This window comes from Rheinheimera sp. F8 (genome assembly GCF_001518915.1).
Genome location: NZ_CP013656.1, coordinates 2,514,514 through 2,534,181 on the forward strand (window position 1 = coordinate 2,514,514; position 19,668 = coordinate 2,534,181).

At 51.4% G+C, this 19,668-nt stretch carries 15 protein-coding genes and 1 other RNA gene; 7 read left to right on the plus strand and 9 right to left on the minus strand.

Features of this window, described 5'->3' with window-relative positions:
* Positions 1–170: 170 nt before the first annotated feature.
* The 6 genes from ATY27_RS11245 to ATY27_RS11270 all read right to left on the minus strand — a co-directional run bounded on the left by ATY27_RS11245 (position 171) and on the right by ATY27_RS11270 (position 6,468).
* Positions 171–1,613, minus strand: coding sequence for an IS1182 family transposase (locus ATY27_RS11245; protein WP_208930740.1), 1,443 nt, complete (start codon positions 1,611–1,613; stop codon positions 171–173).
* Between the two features lie 391 nt (positions 1,614–2,004).
* Complete coding sequence (locus ATY27_RS11250) at positions 2,005–3,705, minus strand: M28 family metallopeptidase (RefSeq protein WP_208930741.1); 1,701 nt, start codon at positions 3,703–3,705, stop codon at positions 2,005–2,007.
* A gap of 199 nt (positions 3,706–3,904) precedes the next feature.
* Positions 3,905–5,230, minus strand: coding sequence for a hemolysin family protein (locus ATY27_RS11255; RefSeq protein ID WP_208930742.1), 1,326 nt, complete (start codon positions 5,228–5,230; stop codon positions 3,905–3,907).
* Positions 5,231–5,348: 118 nt separating this feature from the next.
* Entirely contained in the window at positions 5,349–5,990 is a 642-nt protein-coding gene (locus tag ATY27_RS11260) for a 5-formyltetrahydrofolate cyclo-ligase (RefSeq protein WP_244151277.1), read from the minus strand.
* A 1-nt stretch (position 5,991) separates the two neighbouring features.
* A non-coding RNA gene (gene ssrS / locus ATY27_RS11265) (6S RNA) lies at positions 5,992–6,174 on the minus strand.
* 36 nt (positions 6,175–6,210) lie between these two features.
* Positions 6,211–6,468, minus strand: a complete 258-nt coding sequence (locus ATY27_RS11270) for a cell division protein ZapA (protein ID WP_208930743.1) — start codon at positions 6,466–6,468, stop codon at positions 6,211–6,213.
* Between the two features lie 138 nt (positions 6,469–6,606).
* Between ATY27_RS11270 and ATY27_RS11275 the strand changes: the two genes are divergently transcribed.
* From ATY27_RS11275 to gcvP, 7 genes are all read left to right on the plus strand, one after another.
* Entirely contained in the window at positions 6,607–7,188 is a 582-nt protein-coding gene (locus ATY27_RS11275) for a UPF0149 family protein (RefSeq protein WP_208930744.1), read from the plus strand.
* 68 nt (positions 7,189–7,256) lie between these two features.
* A complete protein-coding gene (gene pepP, locus ATY27_RS11280; protein ID WP_244151278.1) occupies positions 7,257–8,591 on the plus strand; it encodes a Xaa-Pro aminopeptidase in 1,335 nt (444 codons plus the stop codon).
* Positions 8,592–8,649: 58 nt separating this feature from the next.
* Positions 8,650–9,996 carry a 2-octaprenyl-6-methoxyphenyl hydroxylase gene (gene ubiH, locus ATY27_RS11285; protein ID WP_244151279.1) on the plus strand — a complete coding sequence of 449 codons (1,347 nt, stop codon included), beginning with the start codon at positions 8,650–8,652 and terminating at the stop codon, positions 9,994–9,996.
* A complete protein-coding gene (locus tag ATY27_RS11290; RefSeq protein WP_208930745.1) occupies positions 9,990–11,234 on the plus strand; it encodes an FAD-dependent monooxygenase in 1,245 nt (414 codons plus the stop codon). Before ubiH ends, ATY27_RS11290 begins: the two co-directional genes overlap by 7 nt.
* Before the next feature lie 218 nt (positions 11,235–11,452).
* Positions 11,453–12,532 (plus strand): glycine cleavage system aminomethyltransferase GcvT, encoded by a 1,080-nt coding sequence (gene gcvT / locus ATY27_RS11295; protein ID WP_208930746.1) that lies wholly within the window; start codon positions 11,453–11,455, stop codon positions 12,530–12,532.
* A 71-nt stretch (positions 12,533–12,603) separates the two neighbouring features.
* Positions 12,604–12,993 carry a glycine cleavage system protein GcvH gene (gene gcvH / locus ATY27_RS11300; RefSeq protein ID WP_208930747.1) on the plus strand — a complete coding sequence of 130 codons (390 nt, stop codon included), beginning with the start codon at positions 12,604–12,606 and terminating at the stop codon, positions 12,991–12,993.
* 171 nt (positions 12,994–13,164) lie between these two features.
* Entirely contained in the window at positions 13,165–16,053 is a 2,889-nt protein-coding gene (gcvP, locus tag ATY27_RS11305; RefSeq protein ID WP_208930748.1) for an aminomethyl-transferring glycine dehydrogenase, read from the plus strand.
* 210 nt (positions 16,054–16,263) lie between these two features.
* On the opposite strand, the gene ATY27_RS11310 is transcribed toward gcvP, so the two are convergent.
* From ATY27_RS11310 to ATY27_RS11320, 3 genes are all read right to left on the minus strand, one after another.
* Entirely contained in the window at positions 16,264–17,997 is a 1,734-nt protein-coding gene (locus ATY27_RS11310; protein WP_208930749.1) for an ATP-binding protein, read from the minus strand.
* Positions 17,998–18,006: 9 nt separating this feature from the next.
* Positions 18,007–19,020: an SIR2 family protein gene (locus ATY27_RS11315; RefSeq protein WP_208930750.1), complete on the minus strand. Its 1,014-nt coding sequence runs from the start codon at positions 19,018–19,020 to the stop codon at positions 18,007–18,009.
* 123 nt (positions 19,021–19,143) lie between these two features.
* On the minus strand, positions 19,144–19,611 hold the full coding sequence (locus ATY27_RS11320) for a hypothetical protein (protein ID WP_208930751.1): 468 nt from the start codon (positions 19,609–19,611) through the stop codon (positions 19,144–19,146).
* Positions 19,612–19,668 lie beyond the last annotated feature (57 nt).

The following is a 19,668-nucleotide window of genomic DNA, read 5'->3' on the forward strand; positions in this document are numbered from 1 at the left end:
GCAGGCTGTGTAAAAACTCATTTTTGCTGTATCGCGGCATGTTCCCCAGCATCAAGCGTTACAAATGACTCTACATGCTGTGATTTTTAGACAGGTATTAAAGGGAGGTTTATATGGCCTGGTATTTGTTGCGATACGGCGCTAAGCAGCGGTAAAAATGGCAAGTGCTGCTAGCCGTAGAGTTCTTCTAGCCTACTGGCCAATCCTGCCGTCCCCCAGATCGATATCATCCTTTTCAGGTTATAAGCCAGAATATGCAAACTAATTTCTGTACTGACGTTTTTAAATCGTCGCATCAGGAAATGAGTGGCTCCCATCCACATTTTGATCGTTCCAAATGGGTGCTCTACCGTTTGCTTACGTACAAGCGCAGTTTGCGGTAATGCATCCAGCCTTGCCTGCATAACTTCCATTTCATCTTCATGAACCCATCGTTTTATACGCCTTGCGGCTACTTTGGATGTGGTGCATTTCGAACGCTGACTGCAGTCGCGACAGGCGATACAGTTAAAGTACATTTGCAGCTCCAAACCGTCTTCAACACCTACAAACCTATTCTGAAGCTCGTTACCTGTCGGGCAAATATAAATATCTTTTTCCTGGTCATACTTAAACAACGAGCGGTTAAAAAGGCCTTTGCGATCAGCGCCAGAAGTATCACCTTTTGGCACCAGGGCTACAGCTCCGGTATCAAGCACTGCTTTAATATCGTTGCGGCTGTAATAGCCTTTGTCGGCGAGTACGGTTATATCCTTTTTGCCAACAGCTGCCTGAGCCAACTGAGTTACCGAGTGCAGCTGGCCACGGTCAGTGGTGTTCGTGACTTCATGGGCAACAATCAGATGATTCTTCGTATCCACCGCAGTTTGCACGTTGTAACAGACTTGCCGATTCATGTTATTTGTTTTCATTAACCGGGAGTCAGGATCGGTTAAAGACAGTTGCTTATCTGGTTGCTGTTCAACAGTTTGTTGGATTTCTTGTAGTTCGCCTAAACGTTTCTTTAGCCATGCCAGTTTTGTTGCGGTTAACTCAGCATTTACATCAGTCTGTGCGTCGCGGTCAGCTTTATCGAGCTTTTCAAGATAGTTACTTATGCTTTGTTCGACCCTCGCTATATAGTCTTTCGCTTTTTGCGGCGTGAAGTTATTTTGTTTGCTGTTCACTGCCTTAAATTTACTGCCATCGATGGCCACAGTGATATCCGTGAACATTTGCATCTGTCGACATAGGTCAATAAAGGCACGGCAAGCATTCTTAATCCCTTTACTGTTGTTTTTTCTGAAGTCCGCAATGGTTTTAAAATCAGGTGTCAGCCGCTCCAGCAACCACATCAGTTCTACATTACGATTGGCTTCCTTTTCCAGCCGACGTGAAGATTGGATACGATTCAAATAACCGTAAATATAGAGTTTTAACATCGTGGCAGGGTGATAGCCGGGACGTCCGGTTTGTTTTGCTTCCACGCCGTCAAAGCCAAGCGCTTTAAGCTGTAGACCATTCACAAAGATATCGATGACTCTGACTGGATTATCACCACTGACAAAGTCGTCCAACGCTTCCGGCAACAGAGTGACCTGGTATCTGTCTTGACCTTTGATATGTTCTGTCATGGCTGCGCACACTAGGTTGATTCGTATGCAGATAAGTTTAGAGCTGCTGACCTACGACAGTTCAGGTATATCCAGAATGATTGATCATAAAAACCGACCATTTAGACCAAAAGGTGATCAGCAGTTTTCACACAGCCTGCGCTCAAAGCTGCTATCCCAATCCCCAACAAAGCCAGCATCGGCAGCCATGGAGTGAGCGGTTAAGAGTGAGCGCGGGAGGCGCGAACGGGCGAACATGGTGGTGGCGATGTTGGCTTTGCCACTCTTAGCTGGTCAGTCGACCTTAGCAGCTCCAGCAATCTGCAATCAGCAATCCCACTAAAACCTGACCTTCACCCAACAAAAAAGCGCCTAACGGCGCTTTTTTCCATTCAAAATCCCAAACAACAACTCACTTCACAGTGTTGTAGTCTTTGCCAAAAATCTTGCCGAAGAAAGATTCTTTGTTCCAGGTTGGGCGCGCTGGGGCGTTGGCGATTTCGGTGCCGATGGCGTAGTTGATGTCGGCGAATAAGGCGCCGTAGTCGTAACGGATGGCGCCGAAGTCTTTGGTGAGGCCGGCTACGTCATCTGTTGGTTTGTGGTAGTGCTTGGCGAAGAATTTGCCCCACACTTCACCGCCTTTTTGTTTCGGGTCGCGTGAGGTGAAACCTGTCATCAGGAACACTGAAGGCACACCTTGTTTCACCAGCGTGTAGTGGTCTGAGCGGGTGAAAATTGCCTGGTCTGGCATTGGGTCTGCCGCCAGTTTCACGTCATATAAACCAGCGGATTTTGCCACTACCGGGCCAAGGCTTGAGTGGTTCGCACCAAAGGCGACGATGTCGGCAAATGGGTATAACAGCACTGGCATGTCGAGGTTAACGTTGGCCACCAGCTTGTCAGCCGGGCGGGTTGGGTTGTGCGCGAAGTAGTCCGCACCCAGCAGGCCTTTTTCTTCACCAGTTACCGCAACAAATAAAATGGAGCGTTTTGGTTTTACCGGCGCGTTGACAAACAGCCGTGCGGTTTCCAGCATAATGGCCACACCGGCGGCGTTATCCATCAGACCGTTGTTGATGCGGTCTTTGCTGCGCATATCCACACCGACACCGATATGGTCGGAGTGCGCGGTCACTACCACGTATTCGTTTTTCAACACCGGATCTGAGCCTTCCAGCACAGCTGCGACGTTCGGGCTGCTGATTTGCTGGTGTTCAGACTGACGGCTGAAATTCACTTCACCTGGTAGCACAAAGCCTTTTGGCGCTTGTTTCTTTTCCAGCTGAGCGTAAATGTCTTTTAACGACACCGGCGCTTTAGCAAACAGCGCTTCGGCTGGTTTCATATCCAGTGATGCCGAAATTTTCAGCTGCGGATAATCACCTTCAGCCACGCCGTCGGCATGTAACCAGCGGATCCGTGGCTGGTGCAGGTACATAACGCCTTGCGCGAATGGACGCAGCTTTTCATCTTTAGGTGTGTTGACGGTGATAATACCGACAGCGCCTTTCTCGGCGGCGGTGCGGGCTTTTAATGAACTGATATGCGCCGCTTCTTCACTTGGCAGATGGTCCGGCCGGCCTGGCAGGATCACAACCACTTTGCCTTTGACATCCAAACCAGCGTAATCGTCGATGCCAAATTCTTTTGACACCAGACCATAACCAACAAACACCAGGCCGGCACTGACGTCGACTTTGCCTTCATGGCTGCTTGGGCCTGTCATAAATTGTTTCGGGAAAGCGAAATCTGTCGCTTTGCCATCAACGGTCAGGCTCAGTTTCGGGCTCGATTGCACCAGCTTGCTTTGTTTCATTGGTACCGGCTGCAGGTAACCTTCAGTGCCGGCAGGTTTTAAGCCTAACTGTTGGAAATTGCTGGCAATGTAATGGCTGGCGATCTGATGGCCCAAGCTTCCGGTATCACGGCCGGCGAGGGCGTCGTCAGCTAAAAACAGCATGTGGGCTTCAACACGTTCAGCCACAGCGCGCTGGCTGTTTTCTTTGTTGGCCACTTCAGGGGCGGCGGCAGCCGTTGGTGGCTGGCTGGTTTGCTGGCATGCGCTAAGCGCCAGTGCTGACCCGAGAGTCAGCCAGTGAATTGTTTTCATTTGTGTTCCTGTGAAATGATGACTGACGATTGACGTTGCCATCTTGTTATTAAATCAACTGTTTTTAACAAATCTTGCCGAGGCTAGCACAAAAGCAAACAACCGCCCAAGCGGGCGGTTGTGGTCAAAGCTGGCTACTGCGACGAAACGCAGGGAATCAAAGCCAGTCTGCGCCAGGGCGCTACTTGTGCTGACTGGGTTAATCAGCCAGCGCGCCTGGCATTTCTTCTTCTACCGGCGGATCTATCCGTTTGGCTAACACTTTGTCGATGCGCTTGCCGTCCATATCGACAATTTCCAGTAACCAGTCGTCCAGTTCTACTTTATCCGCCGTTTGCGGAATTTTACCGAGCAACATCATGATCAGCCCGTTTAAGGTCTGGTAGCGTTTGCTGTCTTCTTCTGGCAACTTACTGATGCCTAAGCAATCTTTTAAGTCGATCACCGGCAGCAGGCCGTCCAGTAAATAAGAGCCGTCGTCACGCTGCACCACCATCATGTCCTGTTCGGCGGAATCTGCCTGATTAAACTCGCCGGTCAGCGCGTCCATCAGATCCTGTAATGTCACCAGGCCTTTGAGGTCGCCATATTCGTCGACCACAAACACCATCTGGCTGCCGGAGCTGCGGAAGTGCTCCAGCAGTTCCATACCGGTTAAGCTGTCCGGCACAAAGTTACAAGGCTGCGCCAGCTGTTGCAGGTCGTTTAACGTGCCGGCTACCGACTGTGCCAGTAACTGTTTGGCGGAAATAATGCCAATTAATTCATCGGCGTGGCCTTTGCAAATCGGGAACCGCGAATGCGGCGACTGCATCACGCGCTGCATGTTTTCGCTGAGGCTCAGTTCAACATCCAGAAACACGATGTCTGAGCGGGGCACCATCAACGATGAAATGCTGCGCTCGTCCAGGCGAAACACGTTTTTCACCATGGTGTGTTCGGTATGTTCAATCACGCCGCTGCTGGAACCTTCCTGCAGCATGGCCTGAATGTCTTCGTGCGTGACGTTGGATTCCTGGCTATGGGCAAAACCAAACAGCCGCATCATCGCGTGGGTAGAGCCCGTTAATAACCAGACAAAAGGTTTGGTCAGCAGCGCCAGCAGCAGCATCGGCTTGGCCATGATGCAGGCAATCGTTTCGGCGCTGATTTGGCCAATGCGTTTTGGCACCAGTTCACCGACGACAATCGACACATAAGTGACGACCACAACCACCAGCACTGTGGCGAAAATCGAGCTGAAGCTTTCAGACAGACCGTAGCTTTGTAACCACATCGAGAATGGGCCAGCGAGCACGGCTTCACCGAAGATACCGTTTAAGATACCAATCGAGGTAATGCCAATCTGCACTGTTGATAAAAATTGCGTAGGATCTTCGGCCAGTTTCAGCGCGATGGCTGCAGAAGAACGGCCGTTGTGAGCAAGTGCTGTCAGACGTGATTTGCGTGCTGTGACTATGGCTATTTCGGACATGGCGAATAAGCCGTTTAACAAAATCAGACTAACAAGTATGAGGATTTCCATATAAACCATAAGGTGACTGAGGAAAGCCGAGTATATCAAAAACTTTTGTCAGGTATAGGGGGCTATTCAGCGGGATGTCAGTTTCAGCCGTTGGATCGCGCACTTAATGGACTAAAAATCAGCGGAAAGACCACAGTTTGTGCGGAGTCAGCACCCGCGGCAGCGGCACATCCCAGGGTTCTGCCGGAACGGTGCCGACTTGCTGACACTGATGCGCCAGGCCAATAAGCAGTGGCTTTTGGCTGCCCTGTGGTAACGATGCCAGTGTGCGGTCATAAAAACCGCCGCCCATGCCAAGACGTTGGCCCTGGTCGTCAAAAGCCACCAGCGGCATAAAAATAATGTCGAGCTGCGCTGGCAATATAATGGCGCTGACGTCTGGTTTGGGCTCGGCAATGCCGAATTTATTCACCGTCATTACGGTATTGGCATCATAACGCTGAAATAGCAGGTAACCGGCGCAAAATGGGTGTAACACCGGCAGATACAGGGTTTTGCCTAGTTTTTGCAAGTGCGCTAATAAAGGTGCGGTATCCAGCTCACCGTCATTGCTGAGATAAAGGGCAATGTGCTGTGCGCTGTTTAGTTCGGTGATGAGATTGCTTTGTTCAACCAGCGCGGCGGCGTTTTGTTGTTGCTGCACGGGGGAAAGGGCTTGGCGGGCCTGACGTACTTGCCGGCGGATCGCGGTGCGAAGAGCTTGGCGCGGTGCCAGTTTGTCATTATCCGCATCAATAAAATCGGGATTAACAGCGGGCAAAGTGTTCTCCGAATTGCCGTGACCGGCGTAAGCCCTTGAACCAGAGGTTCAAGGCGGGAAACTAATCAGCACCGCAGGCTTCCCGATACGGGCCGGGCTTGCACAATAGCGCTGGAGAAGAAACCCTGATGTAAAGAATTATCGGCTCAGGGACATCAGCCAGTCACAAACAACTCAGAGAACGGCTGAAGTATACCACCGGAATCCAGCGAAATAAGCCTTATTCGTCGCTCTTTTTCGCTTCCAGCAACTCATTGCACAAATTTAACGCAATCATCAGCAACACGTCTTCGGCGCCATGCACACCCGGTTGATACTTGGTATTGCTGACCCGGCTTTCCAGTTCGCTGAGGGCCGCCTGCAGTTTTTCTTCCTGACCGGCCGGGCAGGAAATTTTCATATGCCGGCCTAATACAGCGATGGTCAGTTGTTTTGGTTTGTTCGGATTGGCTGCTGGTTTTTGCGCTTTTGGATACATAAATTGTCTGCTTTTATTGAAACTACAGTGGCAATTGCCGCTGTCTGGTTAATAGGTTCGGGGTGGTGCGCCCTTGGCGCTCAGGAAGCCCGGTGTTAGCATAGTGGCATTCAGCTTCACCTACAGGGTGCTCTACCGATGCCTGCACATCCTTTAATGAATTACGACCTTTGGACCAGCACTTTAGATCAAAATGCACTGATGGCCTCGGCAGCTGAGCTGCACGGTCTGGTTGCCGGAATGTTAAGTGCCGGCGTCCCCGCAGATGCGAATCAGATTCTACCAGTTTTACACGACTTCTTAAACGACGGGCAAGCGGTCAATGCAGCTTTAAAAAGCCAGATCAGTGAACTGATCACGGAAACAGCGCGGCAACTGGCCGACGAAGAACTGGGCTTCAGTCCTTTGCTGCCGGGCGACGATGATGCACTGCCCGAGCGGCTGGAAGCCTTAGTCGAATGGTCACAGGCGTTTTTGGTCGGTTTTGCCATTCAGCAAACTGATTTATCCATTGTCGCCGAAGAAGTGCGCGACGCTGTTGAACAGTTAACCGAAGTGACGCGTATTGATATCTACACGCCGGACGATACCAGCGAAGCTGACAACGAAGAGTCGTATTTCCTGGTGCTGGAGCACGTGCGCATCATGGTGCTGACCTGCTTCAGTGAAGTCGGCCAAAAGTTTGCCGCCGCCGAAGTGTCCAGCCAGACATTGCACTGACAGGCAGTAAACTCCGCCTGTGCTGAAACTGTGATCCAAGCCCGTTTAGAATGGAATAAGAGGCCTTGATGACGCCCGAACAAGTTACTGCTGTGATCCCTGTTGCTGTATATGCCAAGCGCCGCGCCGCGTTGCTGGCAACTTTAACCCCGGGATCGGTGCTGGTGCACTGCGCAGCGCCGGAAGTGATCCGCAGCCGCGACACCGATTATCCGTACCGTCAGGACAGTGACCTGCTGTATCTGACCGGTTTTCCTGAGCCGGAAGCCTGGCTGATTTTAAGCAAAGACAGCGACGGCAGTTGCCATGAGTTGTTGTTATGCCGGCCAAAAGACGAGCTGGCCGAAGTCTGGCAAGGCCGGCGCTTTGGCCCGGCAGCGGCCGCGTTGCAGTTTGGTTTACCAGCGTTATGCCATGACGTATTGGAGCAGGAGCTGCTGCAGGCGCTCAATGGCAAACAGACGCTGGTATTTGCGCAGGGCGCTTATCCTCAGCTTGACAACAAACTTTTCCAGACGCTTAGCACGCTGCGTACTTATCCCAAACGCGGATACAGCGCGCCGGTGCATATCCAGGACTTGCGTCCACTGACGGCAGAACTGCGGCTATTTAAAGACGAACACGAAATAACGCTGATGCATCAGGCCGGCCGCATCAGCGCCGGTGCACATAAACGTGCGATGCAAATTGCGTCACCCGGTGTGTTTGAATACCAGCTCGAAGCCGAAATTCGCCATTATTGCGCCATGCACGGTGCGCGGCAGCAAGCCTACAACACTATTGTCGGCGGCGGCGAAAACGGCTGTATCCTGCATTACACCGATAACAACGATGCCCTCAAAGACGGCGATTTAGTGCTGATTGACGCCGGCGGCGAACTCTTTGGTTATGCCGCCGATATCACCCGCACTTTTCCGGTCAATGGCAAATTCAGCCCCGATCAGGCCGCTTTGTATCAGGTGGTGCTGGACGCGCAATATGCCGCTTGTGCTGCGGTAAAACCTGGCAACAGCAGCCGTGATACGGTGGCGGCGGCTATTGCCGAACTAACGCGTGGCTTACGTGATCTAGGCATTTTGCATGGCGATCTGCCGACCTTGATCGCCGAACAAACCTGTAAAAAGTATTTTATTCATGGCCTTGGCCATTGGCTTGGCCTTGATGTACACGATGTCGGCGCTTATAAAGTCGGCGAGATTGAACGGCCGTTTGAGCCTGGCATGGTGCTGACGATTGAGCCTGGCCTGTATATTCCGTCCGGTTCGGATTGCGACCCACGCTGGTGGGGTATGGCGGTACGAATTGAAGATGATTTGTTGGTGATCAAAGATGGCCACCTGAATCTGACCGATACTGCGCCCAAAGAAATTGCTGACATTGAAGCTTTGATGGCACGCCGTTGATTGTTTTACGACAGTTGTTGTTAGCGGCATTTGTAGCAGCCCAAGCACAGGAGCAGATGTGAGTTCAGCCCAAAGCACGGCAAAGAACAGTGACAAGCCATTTGACCTGGTGATCGCCGGCGGCGGCATGACCGGCGCCATGCTGGCGCTGCAAATCACCCGCCAGTTGCCACACCTTCGCATTGCTATCATTGAGCAACAAAGTGTTGAACAGCAAGGCGGTGAACAACACACCACCAGCTTCGATAGCCGTAGCATTGCGCTCTCTGCCGGCAGTGTGGCGCTATTAGCCCGCTGGGGCCTGTGGCCTGAGTTAAAACCGCATGCCTGTGCCATCGAGCATATTCAGGTGTCGGACCGCGGCCATTTTGGCAAAAGCCGGTTAACCGCGACCGAGTTTGGCCGCAGCGCTTTAGGTTATGTCATTGAAATTGAATGGATTGGCCGGCTGTTATATCAACAGTTACAGCAAGTACCGGCGAGCCAGCTGACCTGGTTCAGGCCGGATCAAATCAGCGCTATCCGCACCGAGCGCGACTTGCGGCATTTGCAGCTAAAAAGTGGTACTGAGCTTTCGTGTCGCTTATTAGTGCTGTGCGAAGGCGGTGATTCGCCAAGCCGCGCGCTTGCCGGCATCGATGGCGTGCAACATGATTATCAGCAAAGCGCGCTGATTGCGAATGTAGCAGTCGCTGCGCCGCATCAGGGCAAAGCTTTTGAACGTTTTACCATTGATGGCCCGCTGGCGTTATTGCCATTAACCCAGCAGCGTTATTCGCTGGTTTGGACTTGCCAGCCAGAGCAGGCCGTTGCGCTGAAGGCACTGCCGGATGCGGAGTTTATTGCTGCGTTACAGCAGGCGCTTGGTTACAGCGCCGGAGTTTTTAGCGGCGTCGGCAACCGCGTGTTATATCCGCTGAAGTTAAAAACTGCAGCCAAAGCGGCCGACCACCGGCTGGTACTCTGTGGCAACAGCCTGCACAACTTACATCCCATTGCCGGACAAGGTTTTAATCTGGCGCTGCGGGATTTAGATGCGCTGTTGCAGCTGCTGGCTATTCACAGCCCGGACGCTGGATCTTATGGGCTGACCCGGCAATATCAGCTGCTGCGAAGCGCCGATATGGCGCAGGTGGTGGGTTTTACCGACAGCCTGGTGCGATTATTTTCTAACGACAGCAAACTGCTGGCGCTCGGCCGAAGCCTGGGTCTTACTGTGCTGAACCAGTGCAGCGTGCTGAAACAGCCGTTCGCAGCGCTGACGATGGGGCTATCACCGCTCGCCAGCCAACAGCAACAAATCGCGTTGTACCAGCAAACAGCCTCTCAAGTGACAACTCAAACAGCCACTCATGCGGCCACTTATGAAGCAAAAGGCGCCGCCACCGGACATTCATCATGTTAGATACCGATATTCTGATCACCGGCGCCGGCAGTGCTGGTCTGACTTTGGCGTTATTGCTGGCGAAAAATAGCCCGGATTTGCAAATCACCGTGCTCGAACAAGGGCCGGCACCGCAAGCCGGTGCGGCCAGCTTAAACCGCGTCAGTGCACTCAATCTGGCCTCCATGCGCGTGCTGGACAGCCTTGGCGTCTGGCAATTGTTAAACGCCAAACCGGCTTATCAGCAGATGCAGGTGTGGGAGGCGGATAGTTTTGCCCGCATCGAATTTGCCACCAGTGATTTAGGCGCGCTTGATGCGCAAAACGGTAGCTCTTCACCCGCGCTCGGTTGGATTGTCGATAACGAAGAACTGCGTTGTTGTTTATATCAACGTGCCCAACAGTATCCGAATATCCAATGGAAGTTTGATGCCCGCATCCAGCAAATCAGTGCCAGCGAGCGACAGAATCTGCTGACGCTGGCTGACGGCAGCGCCTATATCAGCAAATTGCTGGTCGGGGCGGACGGTGCGAACTCGATGGTGCGCGAGCAGTTAAAAATGCCGTTGGCGTTCTGGGATTACGATCATCATGGTTTAGTCGCTGTGGTGCGCACCAGCGAGCCGCATCAGGCGACTGCCCGCCAGGTGTTTTTGCCGACCGGGCCATTGGCGTTATTGCCACTGGCCGATCCTCACTTAGTTTCAATCGTCTGGAGTGTGGCGCCGGAGCGTGCGGCAGAGCTGATAACTCTGCCTGCCGAACAATTTAATCAGGCGCTGACGGCGGCCAGTCAGTCGGTGCTGGGCGTGCTTGCTGTACAAAGTGAGCGGCGCAGTTATCCACTGAAAATGCGTTATGCCAGCCAATGGGTGAAGCATAACGCCGTGCTGGTGGCAGATGCGGCGCACACCATACATCCGCTGGCCGGGCAGGGCATGAACCTCGGGCTGATGGATGTTTGTGCATTAGCAGAACTAATAGTACAAAATATCTCCACTGGTCGAACCTGTAACGAGCAACGCATGCTGCGGCAGTACGAACGCTGGCGAAAAGCCGAGGCGCAACAGATGATTGCGTTGATGGAAGCCTTCAAACGCGGCTTTATGTTGCAGCATCCGCTGGCCAAGCTGGTACGAGCTGTTGGCATGGCGGCCACTAATCAGCTGGCGCCGGTGAAGCGGCAGCTGCTGGCGGCAGCGCTCGGCAATCATGGCGATTTGCCAGCTGTGGCGCGGCCTGGCGTCATCTCTTTGTAATGTTGTTCGGCTAAAGCGGTCATAGCGCCTGTTTTCGGATTATTAAATCTAATCGAAAAGGGGCTATTTGACGTGGAGTCCATCGGTTATAATCCGGGCCATCTTTTGGTGGCCAGTCGGTTATAACGGCATCCGCCCGACCTACTGTGTCACTTTCTGCCCTTACAGGTTTAATACCTAGACAGCCGGCTATGTACCGGCACCAGAGGAAAGTACTGATGGCTCAACAAACTGTGTTATACGCAAAACATCTGGAAGCTGGCGCAAAAGTGGTTGATTTCCACGGCTGGGACATGCCACTGCACTACGGTTCACAGATTGAAGAGCACCACGCTGTGCGCCAAGACGCCGGCATGTTCGACGTGTCACACATGACCATCGTTGACCTCAAAGGCTCTCGTACCCGCGAATTCCTGCGTTTCTTATTGGCCAATGACGTGGCCAAACTCACAGTCCCTGGCAAAGCCTTATACAGCGGCATGCTGAATGAAGCTGGTGGCGTCATCGACGATTTGATCGTCTATTTCCTGACTGAAGATTTCTTCCGCTTAGTGGTGAACTCCGCCACCCGCGAAAAAGACTTAGCCTGGATCAACGCACAAGCCAAAGCCTTTGACGTCAGCGTCACTGAGCGTCCTGAATTTGCGATGATCGCGGTACAAGGCCCGAACGCCAAAGCCAAAGTCGCTACTATCCTCTCCGCTGAACAACAAGCTGCTGTAGCTGGCATGAAACCATTCTTTGGTGTGCAAGCCGGTGATTTGTTTATCGCCACCACTGGTTACACCGGTGAAGACGGTTACGAAATTTCTGTCCCAGAAGCCCAAGCGGCTGATTTCTGGCAACAACTGTTAGATGCGGGCGTTAAACCTGCCGGTTTAGGCGCACGCGACACACTGCGTTTAGAAGCAGGCATGAACCTGTATGGCCAGGATATGGACGAAACCGTATCGCCACTGGCCGCCAACATGGGCTGGACTATCGCCTGGGAACCAAGCGATCGTAACTTCATCGGCCGCGCGGCGCTCGAGCAGCAAAAAGCAGCGGGTACTGACAAGCTGGTTGGTCTGGTGATGGAACAAAAAGGTGTGTTACGCCACGGCCAGCGCGTCGTCGTAGAAGGTGGCGAAGGTGAAATTACTTCAGGGACTTTCTCGCCAACCTTAGGTTATTCTATTGCGATGGCCCGTGTACCGGCTTCGACCGGCGACAGCGCTGAAGTGGACATCCGTGGTAAATTAGTACCGGTTAAAGTCGTCAAGCCGTCTTTTGTCCGCATGGGCAAAAAAGTCGTCTAAACTGGCTTTTGCAGAATTTTTTATACAAACACTCAATAAAAAACGTCGAGTTAGGTCCGAGGAATAAATAAATGAGCAATATCCCTACCGAATTAAAGTATGCATCTTCTCACGAGTGGCTGCGCAGTGAAGGCAACGGTGTGTACACCGTAGGTATTACTGAGCACGCTCAGGACCTGCTGGGTGACATGGTATTTGTTGAGCTGCCAGAAGTGGGTGACTCTGTCGCTCAGGGCGACGACGTTGCAGTGGCTGAATCTGTGAAAGCTGCCTCTGACATCTACGCACCAATCGCCGGTGAGATCCTCGAAGTGAATGAAGCACTGACCGATTCACCAGAGCTGGTTAACAGCGCGCCATACACTGACGGCTGGATGTTCAAAATCAAAGCGTCCGACGAGAGCGAAGTTGCTGGTCTGTTAGACGCCGCTGGTTACAAAAACGCCATCGACGAAGAATAAGCAAGGCTAAGAGCCAGCGCCGCAAAGCCCCGTTTTACGGGGCTTTGATTTAGCGGCGGGCACAGCCTTGTCGCCAGCTTGCTGGCCAAAACTGAATTTCGGCAACCGGTGGCCCAATCGCCGCCGGCAGCGTACAAACAGCTTTTAAGTTCACTATCAGGAATCTCAGGCATGACCACTTCAGTCAAAACCCTGTCGCAACTTGCGAATCATCAAGAATTTATCGCCCGCCACATTGGTCCGGACGCTGAGCAGACCCAGGCCATGCTGGCCGAATTAGGTGTCAGCAGCGTTGAAGAGCTGATCGCTCAGACAGTGCCGGCCGGTATCCGTCTGACCACGCCACTGGCGACAGGCGAAGCAGTTAACGAAGTGGAAGCGCTGTCCTACTTAAAAGCAGTCGCCAGCAAAAACAAAATCTTCAAATCATACATCGGTATGGGTTACCACCCAACGCACACGCCAAACGTGATCCTGCGTAACGTGTTAGAAAACCCGGGCTGGTACACCGCGTACACGCCATACCAGCCAGAAATTGCCCAGGGCCGTTTAGAAGCACTGCTGAATTTCCAGCAGGTTTCATTAGATTTAACCGGCATGGAACTGGCTTCAGCGTCACTGCTGGACGAGGCCACAGCTGCCGCCGAAGCGATGGCACTGGCTAAACGCGTCACCAAAAACAAATCCAACACTTACTTCATCGCCGATGACGTGCATCCGCAAACGATTGACGTGGTACGCACCCGTGCCGAGATGTTTGGTTTTGACACCATCGTAGGCAAAGCCGCTGACGCCGTGAACCACGATGTATTCGGCGCATTAATCCAATACCCGTCAACGACTGGTGAAGTGCGTAACGACGCGCAGTTAATCGCTGATTTAAAAGCGAAAAAAGCCGTAGTTGCGGTCGCAACTGACCCAATGGCGCTGCTGCTGTTAAAAGCACCGGGCGAATTGGGCGCAGACGTCGTATTAGGCTCTGCCCAGCGTTTTGGTGTGCCAATGGCCTTCGGTGGCCCACACTCAGCATTCTTCGCTACGCGCGACGATTACAAACGTTCTATGCCAGGCCGCATCATCGGTGTGTCAAAAGACCGCCGTGGCAATCAGGCGCTGCGCATGGCAATGCAAACGCGGGAACAACATATCCGCCGTGAAAAAGCCAACTCGAACATCTGTACTGCACAGGTGTTACTGGCCAACATGGCGTCGTTCTACTGTGTGTACCACGGCCCGCAAGGCCTTAAAAACATCGCTGAGCGCATTCACCGCTCTGCCGACGTGTTCGCTGCCGGCTTAATCGCCAAAGGCGTTGCACTGAAACACAACACCTGGTTCGACACTGTGACGTTCAGCCTGGCTAACCGTGCTGAAGTCATCGCGCGCGCAGAAGCCGCTGGCGTGAACTTCCGGACTGATCTGGCTGACTCTTTAGGCGTCAGTTTCAGCGAAGCCACCACTGCTGCTGATATCGCTGAACTCTTTGACATCGTATTCGGCACAGGCCACGGCCTGGACGTTGCAGCGCTTGACGCCGCTATCGTTGCTAAAGGCTCTGACTCAATTCCGGCTGATTTAGTACGTACTTCCAAGTACTTAACGCACCCGGTCTTTAACCAGTATCACAGCGAAACTGAGATGCTGCGTTATATCAAAAAGCTGGAAAACAAAGACTTAGCACTGAACCACTCGATGATTTCTTTAGGTTCGTGCACGATGAAGTTAAACGCCACCGCCGAGATGATCCCGGTGACCTGGCCAGAATTTGGCGCACTGCACCCGTTCGTGCCAAAAAATCAGGCGGAAGGTTATTACCAGATGATTGGCGAACTGGCCGACTGGCTGGTGAACATCACCGGTTACGACCAAATGTCGATGCAGCCGAACTCAGGCGCACAAGGCGAATACGCCGGTATGATTGCCATTCGCAAATACCACGAAAGCCGTGGCGAAGGTCACCGCAACATCTGTTTAATTCCGGTCTCTGCGCACGGCACCAACCCGGCAACTGCGGCAATGGCGAGCTTCGAAGTAGTACTGGTGGACTGTGACAAGTCAGGCAACATCGACATGGCCGATTTAAAAGCCAAAGCTGAAGCTGTGTCTGACCGTTTAGCGGCCATCATGGTGACTTACCCGTCGACACACGGTGTATTTGAAGAATCTATCCGCGAGCTGTGTGACATCATCCACGCCCATGGCGGCCAGGTCTACATGGACGGCGCCAACATGAACGCGCAGGTCGGTGTGACAGCGCCAGGCTTTATCGGTGCTGACGTATCGCACTTAAACCTGCACAAAACCTTCTGTATTCCACACGGCGGTGGCGGCCCGGGCATGGGTCCAATCGGTGTGAAGAAACAGCTGGCCCCGTTCCTGCCAAACCACGCGGTGGTGAAAATCGAAGACACCGGCGCCAACAACGGCGCAGTATCGGCCGCGCCATTTGGCAGCGCCGGCATTCTGCCAATCAGCTGGATGTACATCAAAATGATGGGCGGCGAGGGCTTACGTCAGGCAACTGAATACGCCATCCTGAACGCCAACTACATGGCGGCCAAACTCGACCCGATGTTCCCGGTACTGTACAAAGGCACCAACGGCCGCGTCGCGCACGAATGTATTATCGACATGCGTCCGCTGAAAGAAGCCACTGGCGTCACCGAAATGGACATCGCCAAACGCCTGATGGACTACGGCTTCCACGCACCGACGATGTCATTCCCGGTGGCTGGCACGCTGATGATTGAACCAACTGAATCAGAATCCAAAGTGGAACTGGACAAGTTTATCGAAGCCATGACTTCTATCCGCGCAGAAATTGCCAAAGTAGAAGCCGGCGAATGGACAGCAGACAACAGCCCGCTGCACTTCGCGCCGCACACTATGGCCGACATTTTCGACGCCAACTGGGACCGCGCCTACGACCGTCAATACGCAGCGTTCCCAACGCAGTACGTTGCCGACAACAAGTTCTGGCCAACAGTAACACGCATCGATGACGTCTACGGCGACCGGAATCTGATGTGTGCATGCCCAAGCCCGGAAGATTACCGGTAATAAAATTTTTGGGTTGTCAGCGTGTAATTAAGTTTGTGACTCACCGAAACACATAACCAAAAGGGCCGAAAGGCCCTTTTGTTTTAAATTCTTACTTCACAAGATATTTGGAGTGGTCTGGCGTAAAAGAATATTCGAGTTGTGCTAACGTGTTTTATGCATGCTAAGAAACGATTAATCGGACGAAAATTTGGTTAGTACTTACTTCCACTATTGAATATTCTGCTTACGCCAGTTATCAACAGCAATTGACAAGCGCTTACCTTTGACTGGTTTCTGCCATTCATCCCAGAAATTGACGGTCCCACTATTTGGCTTGTTTCTAGGTTCATCGATCCTAATTCTACTTGGCAGCAAACTCGCATCCCCAACTACTAACGCCTCGCCTGTATCAAGGGTCGGCAGGATGTCACTGAAACCGCCAAGACTATCGGGGAGAAGTCTCTTGATAACGCCCTGATCTTCAGCATTGGTCAGCCTCATGGACACGAAGTTGCTGCATTGGCTAAGCATCGTTTTATTAACCTCGGAAGGACGTTGGCTTATCACCACAAGGCTGACACCATACTTGCGTCCTTCTTTGGCAATGCGTTCGAAAATATCAAGGGAGATATCGTCAGCGGACTCCGCCATGTTTCGCTGGGGCATGTAAAGATGAGCCTCATCACACAGAAGTGCTATCGGATGGCGTAGTTCTGATGGTGTCCACTGCTGGATTGAGAATGTAACCCGCGCGACAAGGGAAACGATCAGCGGAAGAACGTCTGAAGGTACTTCGGAAAAATTGATGATCTTAATCCCTGCTTTGCCATTCTCCCCTGAGCAACCGAGCACTGCCGTGGTGAATTTTTCAAGCCAGGTAAAATCCAGAACATCTCCGCCGCCACTGAACATGAAACCAAGACGTCTATCAGAGATTTTGTTCTCAAGGCGTGAAATCATTCGTGCTAACTTTCCGAAGAAGTCTCCCTGCTTTTCTTTACCGGCCGATGCGCCTGGCACCATCTCCACGTTGATCTCGTTCAGCCTGCCCATCAGAACTTCCAGATCGAATGGAACCGGGCTATCTACTGTGAAGTGCTTCAGAATGTCCTCTTGGCCGTCGTCATCTAAGTACTTTCTTTTGGCCTGGTTGATCTCACGGGACATGATCATTGCCTGGTTAGGCGCATTCTGATCACTTCGGTCAACAAACATTGAGACGAGCGCTTCATACGAAAGCAGCCAATACGGCAGGTAAAGCACGCCCTCGTCAATGGTGCGTTTTGCCTCCACATCTGCAGGTCCGGCTACCTTGAAGTGCTGAATACTCTTTCCCACCAATGGTGAGTATTCACCATGAAGGTCAAAAACAATGGCGTTAGCCGTAGAGAGCCCTGCCATCTGTTCAATAATCTTGGCTGTCGTCCAGGACTTACCTGACCCTGTGCTGCCGCCGATGAAAGCGTGGCGCTGGAAAAATTTGTTACCGTTAAGATAGGCAATAGCGTGTTCGTCAAGTGTGTATTTGCCCAGTGTTAGGGCATTGCCATCTGCTGAGACGCTAGAGAGCGTACGCATAAATCCGGTAAGGTTTTCGCCCTCTAGCGAAAAGCAATTTGCGTCAATTTCTGGAACACTTTCCAGAGTGCGGCGAAATACATTTTCTCTATCTCCATCACGATCCAGCATCGTGCCGATCAGTGCGATTTTGCACAGATTCAGTTCTGATGTCCGCTCGCTGATGCCATCATTGACTACGTCCTCGATACCACGCTTACGTGTCACCTGGGTTATGAGCCCGATGAGATGCTGTCCAGGTCTACTGCTTTGGAGCACGGCCAGATGGTTGACTTGTAATCTTTTGAGTTGGTCTATATTTTCTACGTCCACGATAACGTTTGTCGTATCGACGGAAGCAACCTTTCCAAGGGCATCTTCATCCCTAAAATTGAAAATCGGCATATCTTCTTCCTACATGATAAGTGACAGGTAACCCTCAAGACTCCACAAGTTTCTTTCAACGGTCACTGAAGTCTTATCCAATGAGGAGTAAACGATTGACTGGTCGTCGCTGGCTCCCCGCTCTATTGCAAGGCAATTTTTCGCTTTACCGTCCTTGATTAGGTTTCTGGCAGCGTCTGAAAGGCCATAGGTAATAATCGTTATTGGGATATTCTGCCGCTGACATCTCGCCATGAGTTTTGGCTGTATGTGCTCGTCATTGAAACCGTAGCCAATACACAGGTATGAGTTCGCCATAGTAATCGCTTGGTCGGCATTGTTGATAATTGATCGGTATGGTTCTAAATGCGTCGTTTGGTATTTCTGAGTGCCGGGAGTTACTATCTCCGGCTTGTAGTTGACAGGGATTCCTTGAATATTTGATAGCGCTACAATGTCGTCGAGCGGCGATTTAAACCAGTCCAGCGAACCGTGCACCTTCCAGATATTGACTCTGCGGGCAGAGTTTATCTCATTCGGTGCAGCCAGTTGTCGGAAAAATCCGTGTGTGAAGCCCGTGTAATGATGAATTCGCGCCTGATCGCAGGCGTATTCAGCGAGTCGATCGTAATTCGTAGTAACAATATTTAATCTGGTAAGGCTGCTTTCAAACATGTGGCTCAGTAGCCGGCTTAGTGGAAACATAGCCTGATTCTGCAGGCTTTTATGGTAAATGTTGATATCTTCAGTGTTGAGGAGTGACCAGGTAGTACTAATAATTCTGGAGGTTAGCAGTTCTGTTACAGCTACCTGATGTAGCGCAGATTCTAGGTCAACTCCTGCAGTCAGTTTGTCACAGAAATTCTGCCAAACGGTTACCTCACCAGTGGATAATCCGGAAATATTGATATTTTCAGTCAGATACTTTGCGAGCGCAGCCATGCCGGACATTCCATGGGCGGCCGATGCGCCACTGCCTAAGATTATAAGGGGAGCCTTGTTGTAGTAGTCCTGAGCTTGTTTTTTGTAGTTCACATCAGACATGTCAATTGCACCATTATATTTCTCTGAATCATTTTTGTGAGCTCTGATGAACAGACACTTTTTTCTAAACGTATAATTTTCAGAAACCAAGGAATGTACTTTCTGAATATCAGTGTGAACAAATTAAGTCGTTTTTTCTATCTTTCTCGTGATGCGATGATCATTGCTTACCTTTTTTGAAAGATCTTTCAATCTTTTGATTGGGAACGATAGCAAATTTTTACCAAAACCCTTTCGGTGGATGTATTCCTCAGCAATAACGTATCCTGGGCCATTAAAAATTTCTTCGTATTGACCGTTTTCATAAATTTTGATGCCAATGTAGTAGTCGGATATTTTTCTAAATGTAAGTGAATCTTTGAAAGTGGCCTTTATTTGAACTTTCTTCCCGCAAGGAGTTTCACCGTCATAGTCTTTTGTTAGTCCTTCATAAAGTTTTATGTTGTAGTCACGTTGAACGATAGCTTCTCCGATATCTCCTACAAGCCTTCCATCGATTGTGAATTCCTTGCTTGGTAGAGCTTCTTTTAATAGCGCTATCCCAGTAAAAATATTCTTTAGGGCATCTTCTATTACTTTATGTGTAGGCATCACTCTGTACTCTGGTTTATAAAGACAAATTGCAATTAGAAATTAGATAGCAGCGTT

Bases quoted from the DNA above. Each gene is read 5' to 3' on its own strand.
- ATY27_RS11245 (WP_208930740.1), bottom strand. From the start codon at position 1,613: ATGACAGAACATATCAAAGGTCAAGACAGATACCAGGTCACTCTGTTG.
- ATY27_RS11250 (WP_208930741.1), bottom strand. From the start codon at position 3,705: ATGAAAACAATTCACTGGCTGACTCTCGGGTCAGCACTGGCGCTTAGC.
- ATY27_RS11255 (WP_208930742.1), bottom strand. From the start codon at position 5,230: ATGGAAATCCTCATACTTGTTAGTCTGATTTTGTTAAACGGCTTATTC.
- ATY27_RS11270 (WP_208930743.1), bottom strand. From the start codon at position 6,468: ATGTATCCAAAAGCGCAAAAACCAGCAGCCAATCCGAACAAACCAAAA.
- ATY27_RS11275 (WP_208930744.1), top strand. From the start codon at position 6,607: ATGCCTGCACATCCTTTAATGAATTACGACCTTTGGACCAGCACTTTA.
- pepP (WP_244151278.1), top strand. From the start codon at position 7,257: ATGACGCCCGAACAAGTTACTGCTGTGATCCCTGTTGCTGTATATGCC.
- ATY27_RS11290 (WP_208930745.1), top strand. From the start codon at position 9,990: ATGTTAGATACCGATATTCTGATCACCGGCGCCGGCAGTGCTGGTCTG.
- gcvT (WP_208930746.1), top strand. From the start codon at position 11,453: ATGGCTCAACAAACTGTGTTATACGCAAAACATCTGGAAGCTGGCGCA.
- gcvH (WP_208930747.1), top strand. From the start codon at position 12,604: ATGAGCAATATCCCTACCGAATTAAAGTATGCATCTTCTCACGAGTGG.
- gcvP (WP_208930748.1), top strand. From the start codon at position 13,165: ATGACCACTTCAGTCAAAACCCTGTCGCAACTTGCGAATCATCAAGAA.
- ATY27_RS11310 (WP_208930749.1), bottom strand. From the start codon at position 17,997: ATGCCGATTTTCAATTTTAGGGATGAAGATGCCCTTGGAAAGGTTGCT.
- ATY27_RS11315 (WP_208930750.1), bottom strand. From the start codon at position 19,020: ATGTCTGATGTGAACTACAAAAAACAAGCTCAGGACTACTACAACAAG.
- ATY27_RS11320 (WP_208930751.1), bottom strand. From the start codon at position 19,611: ATGCCTACACATAAAGTAATAGAAGATGCCCTAAAGAATATTTTTACT.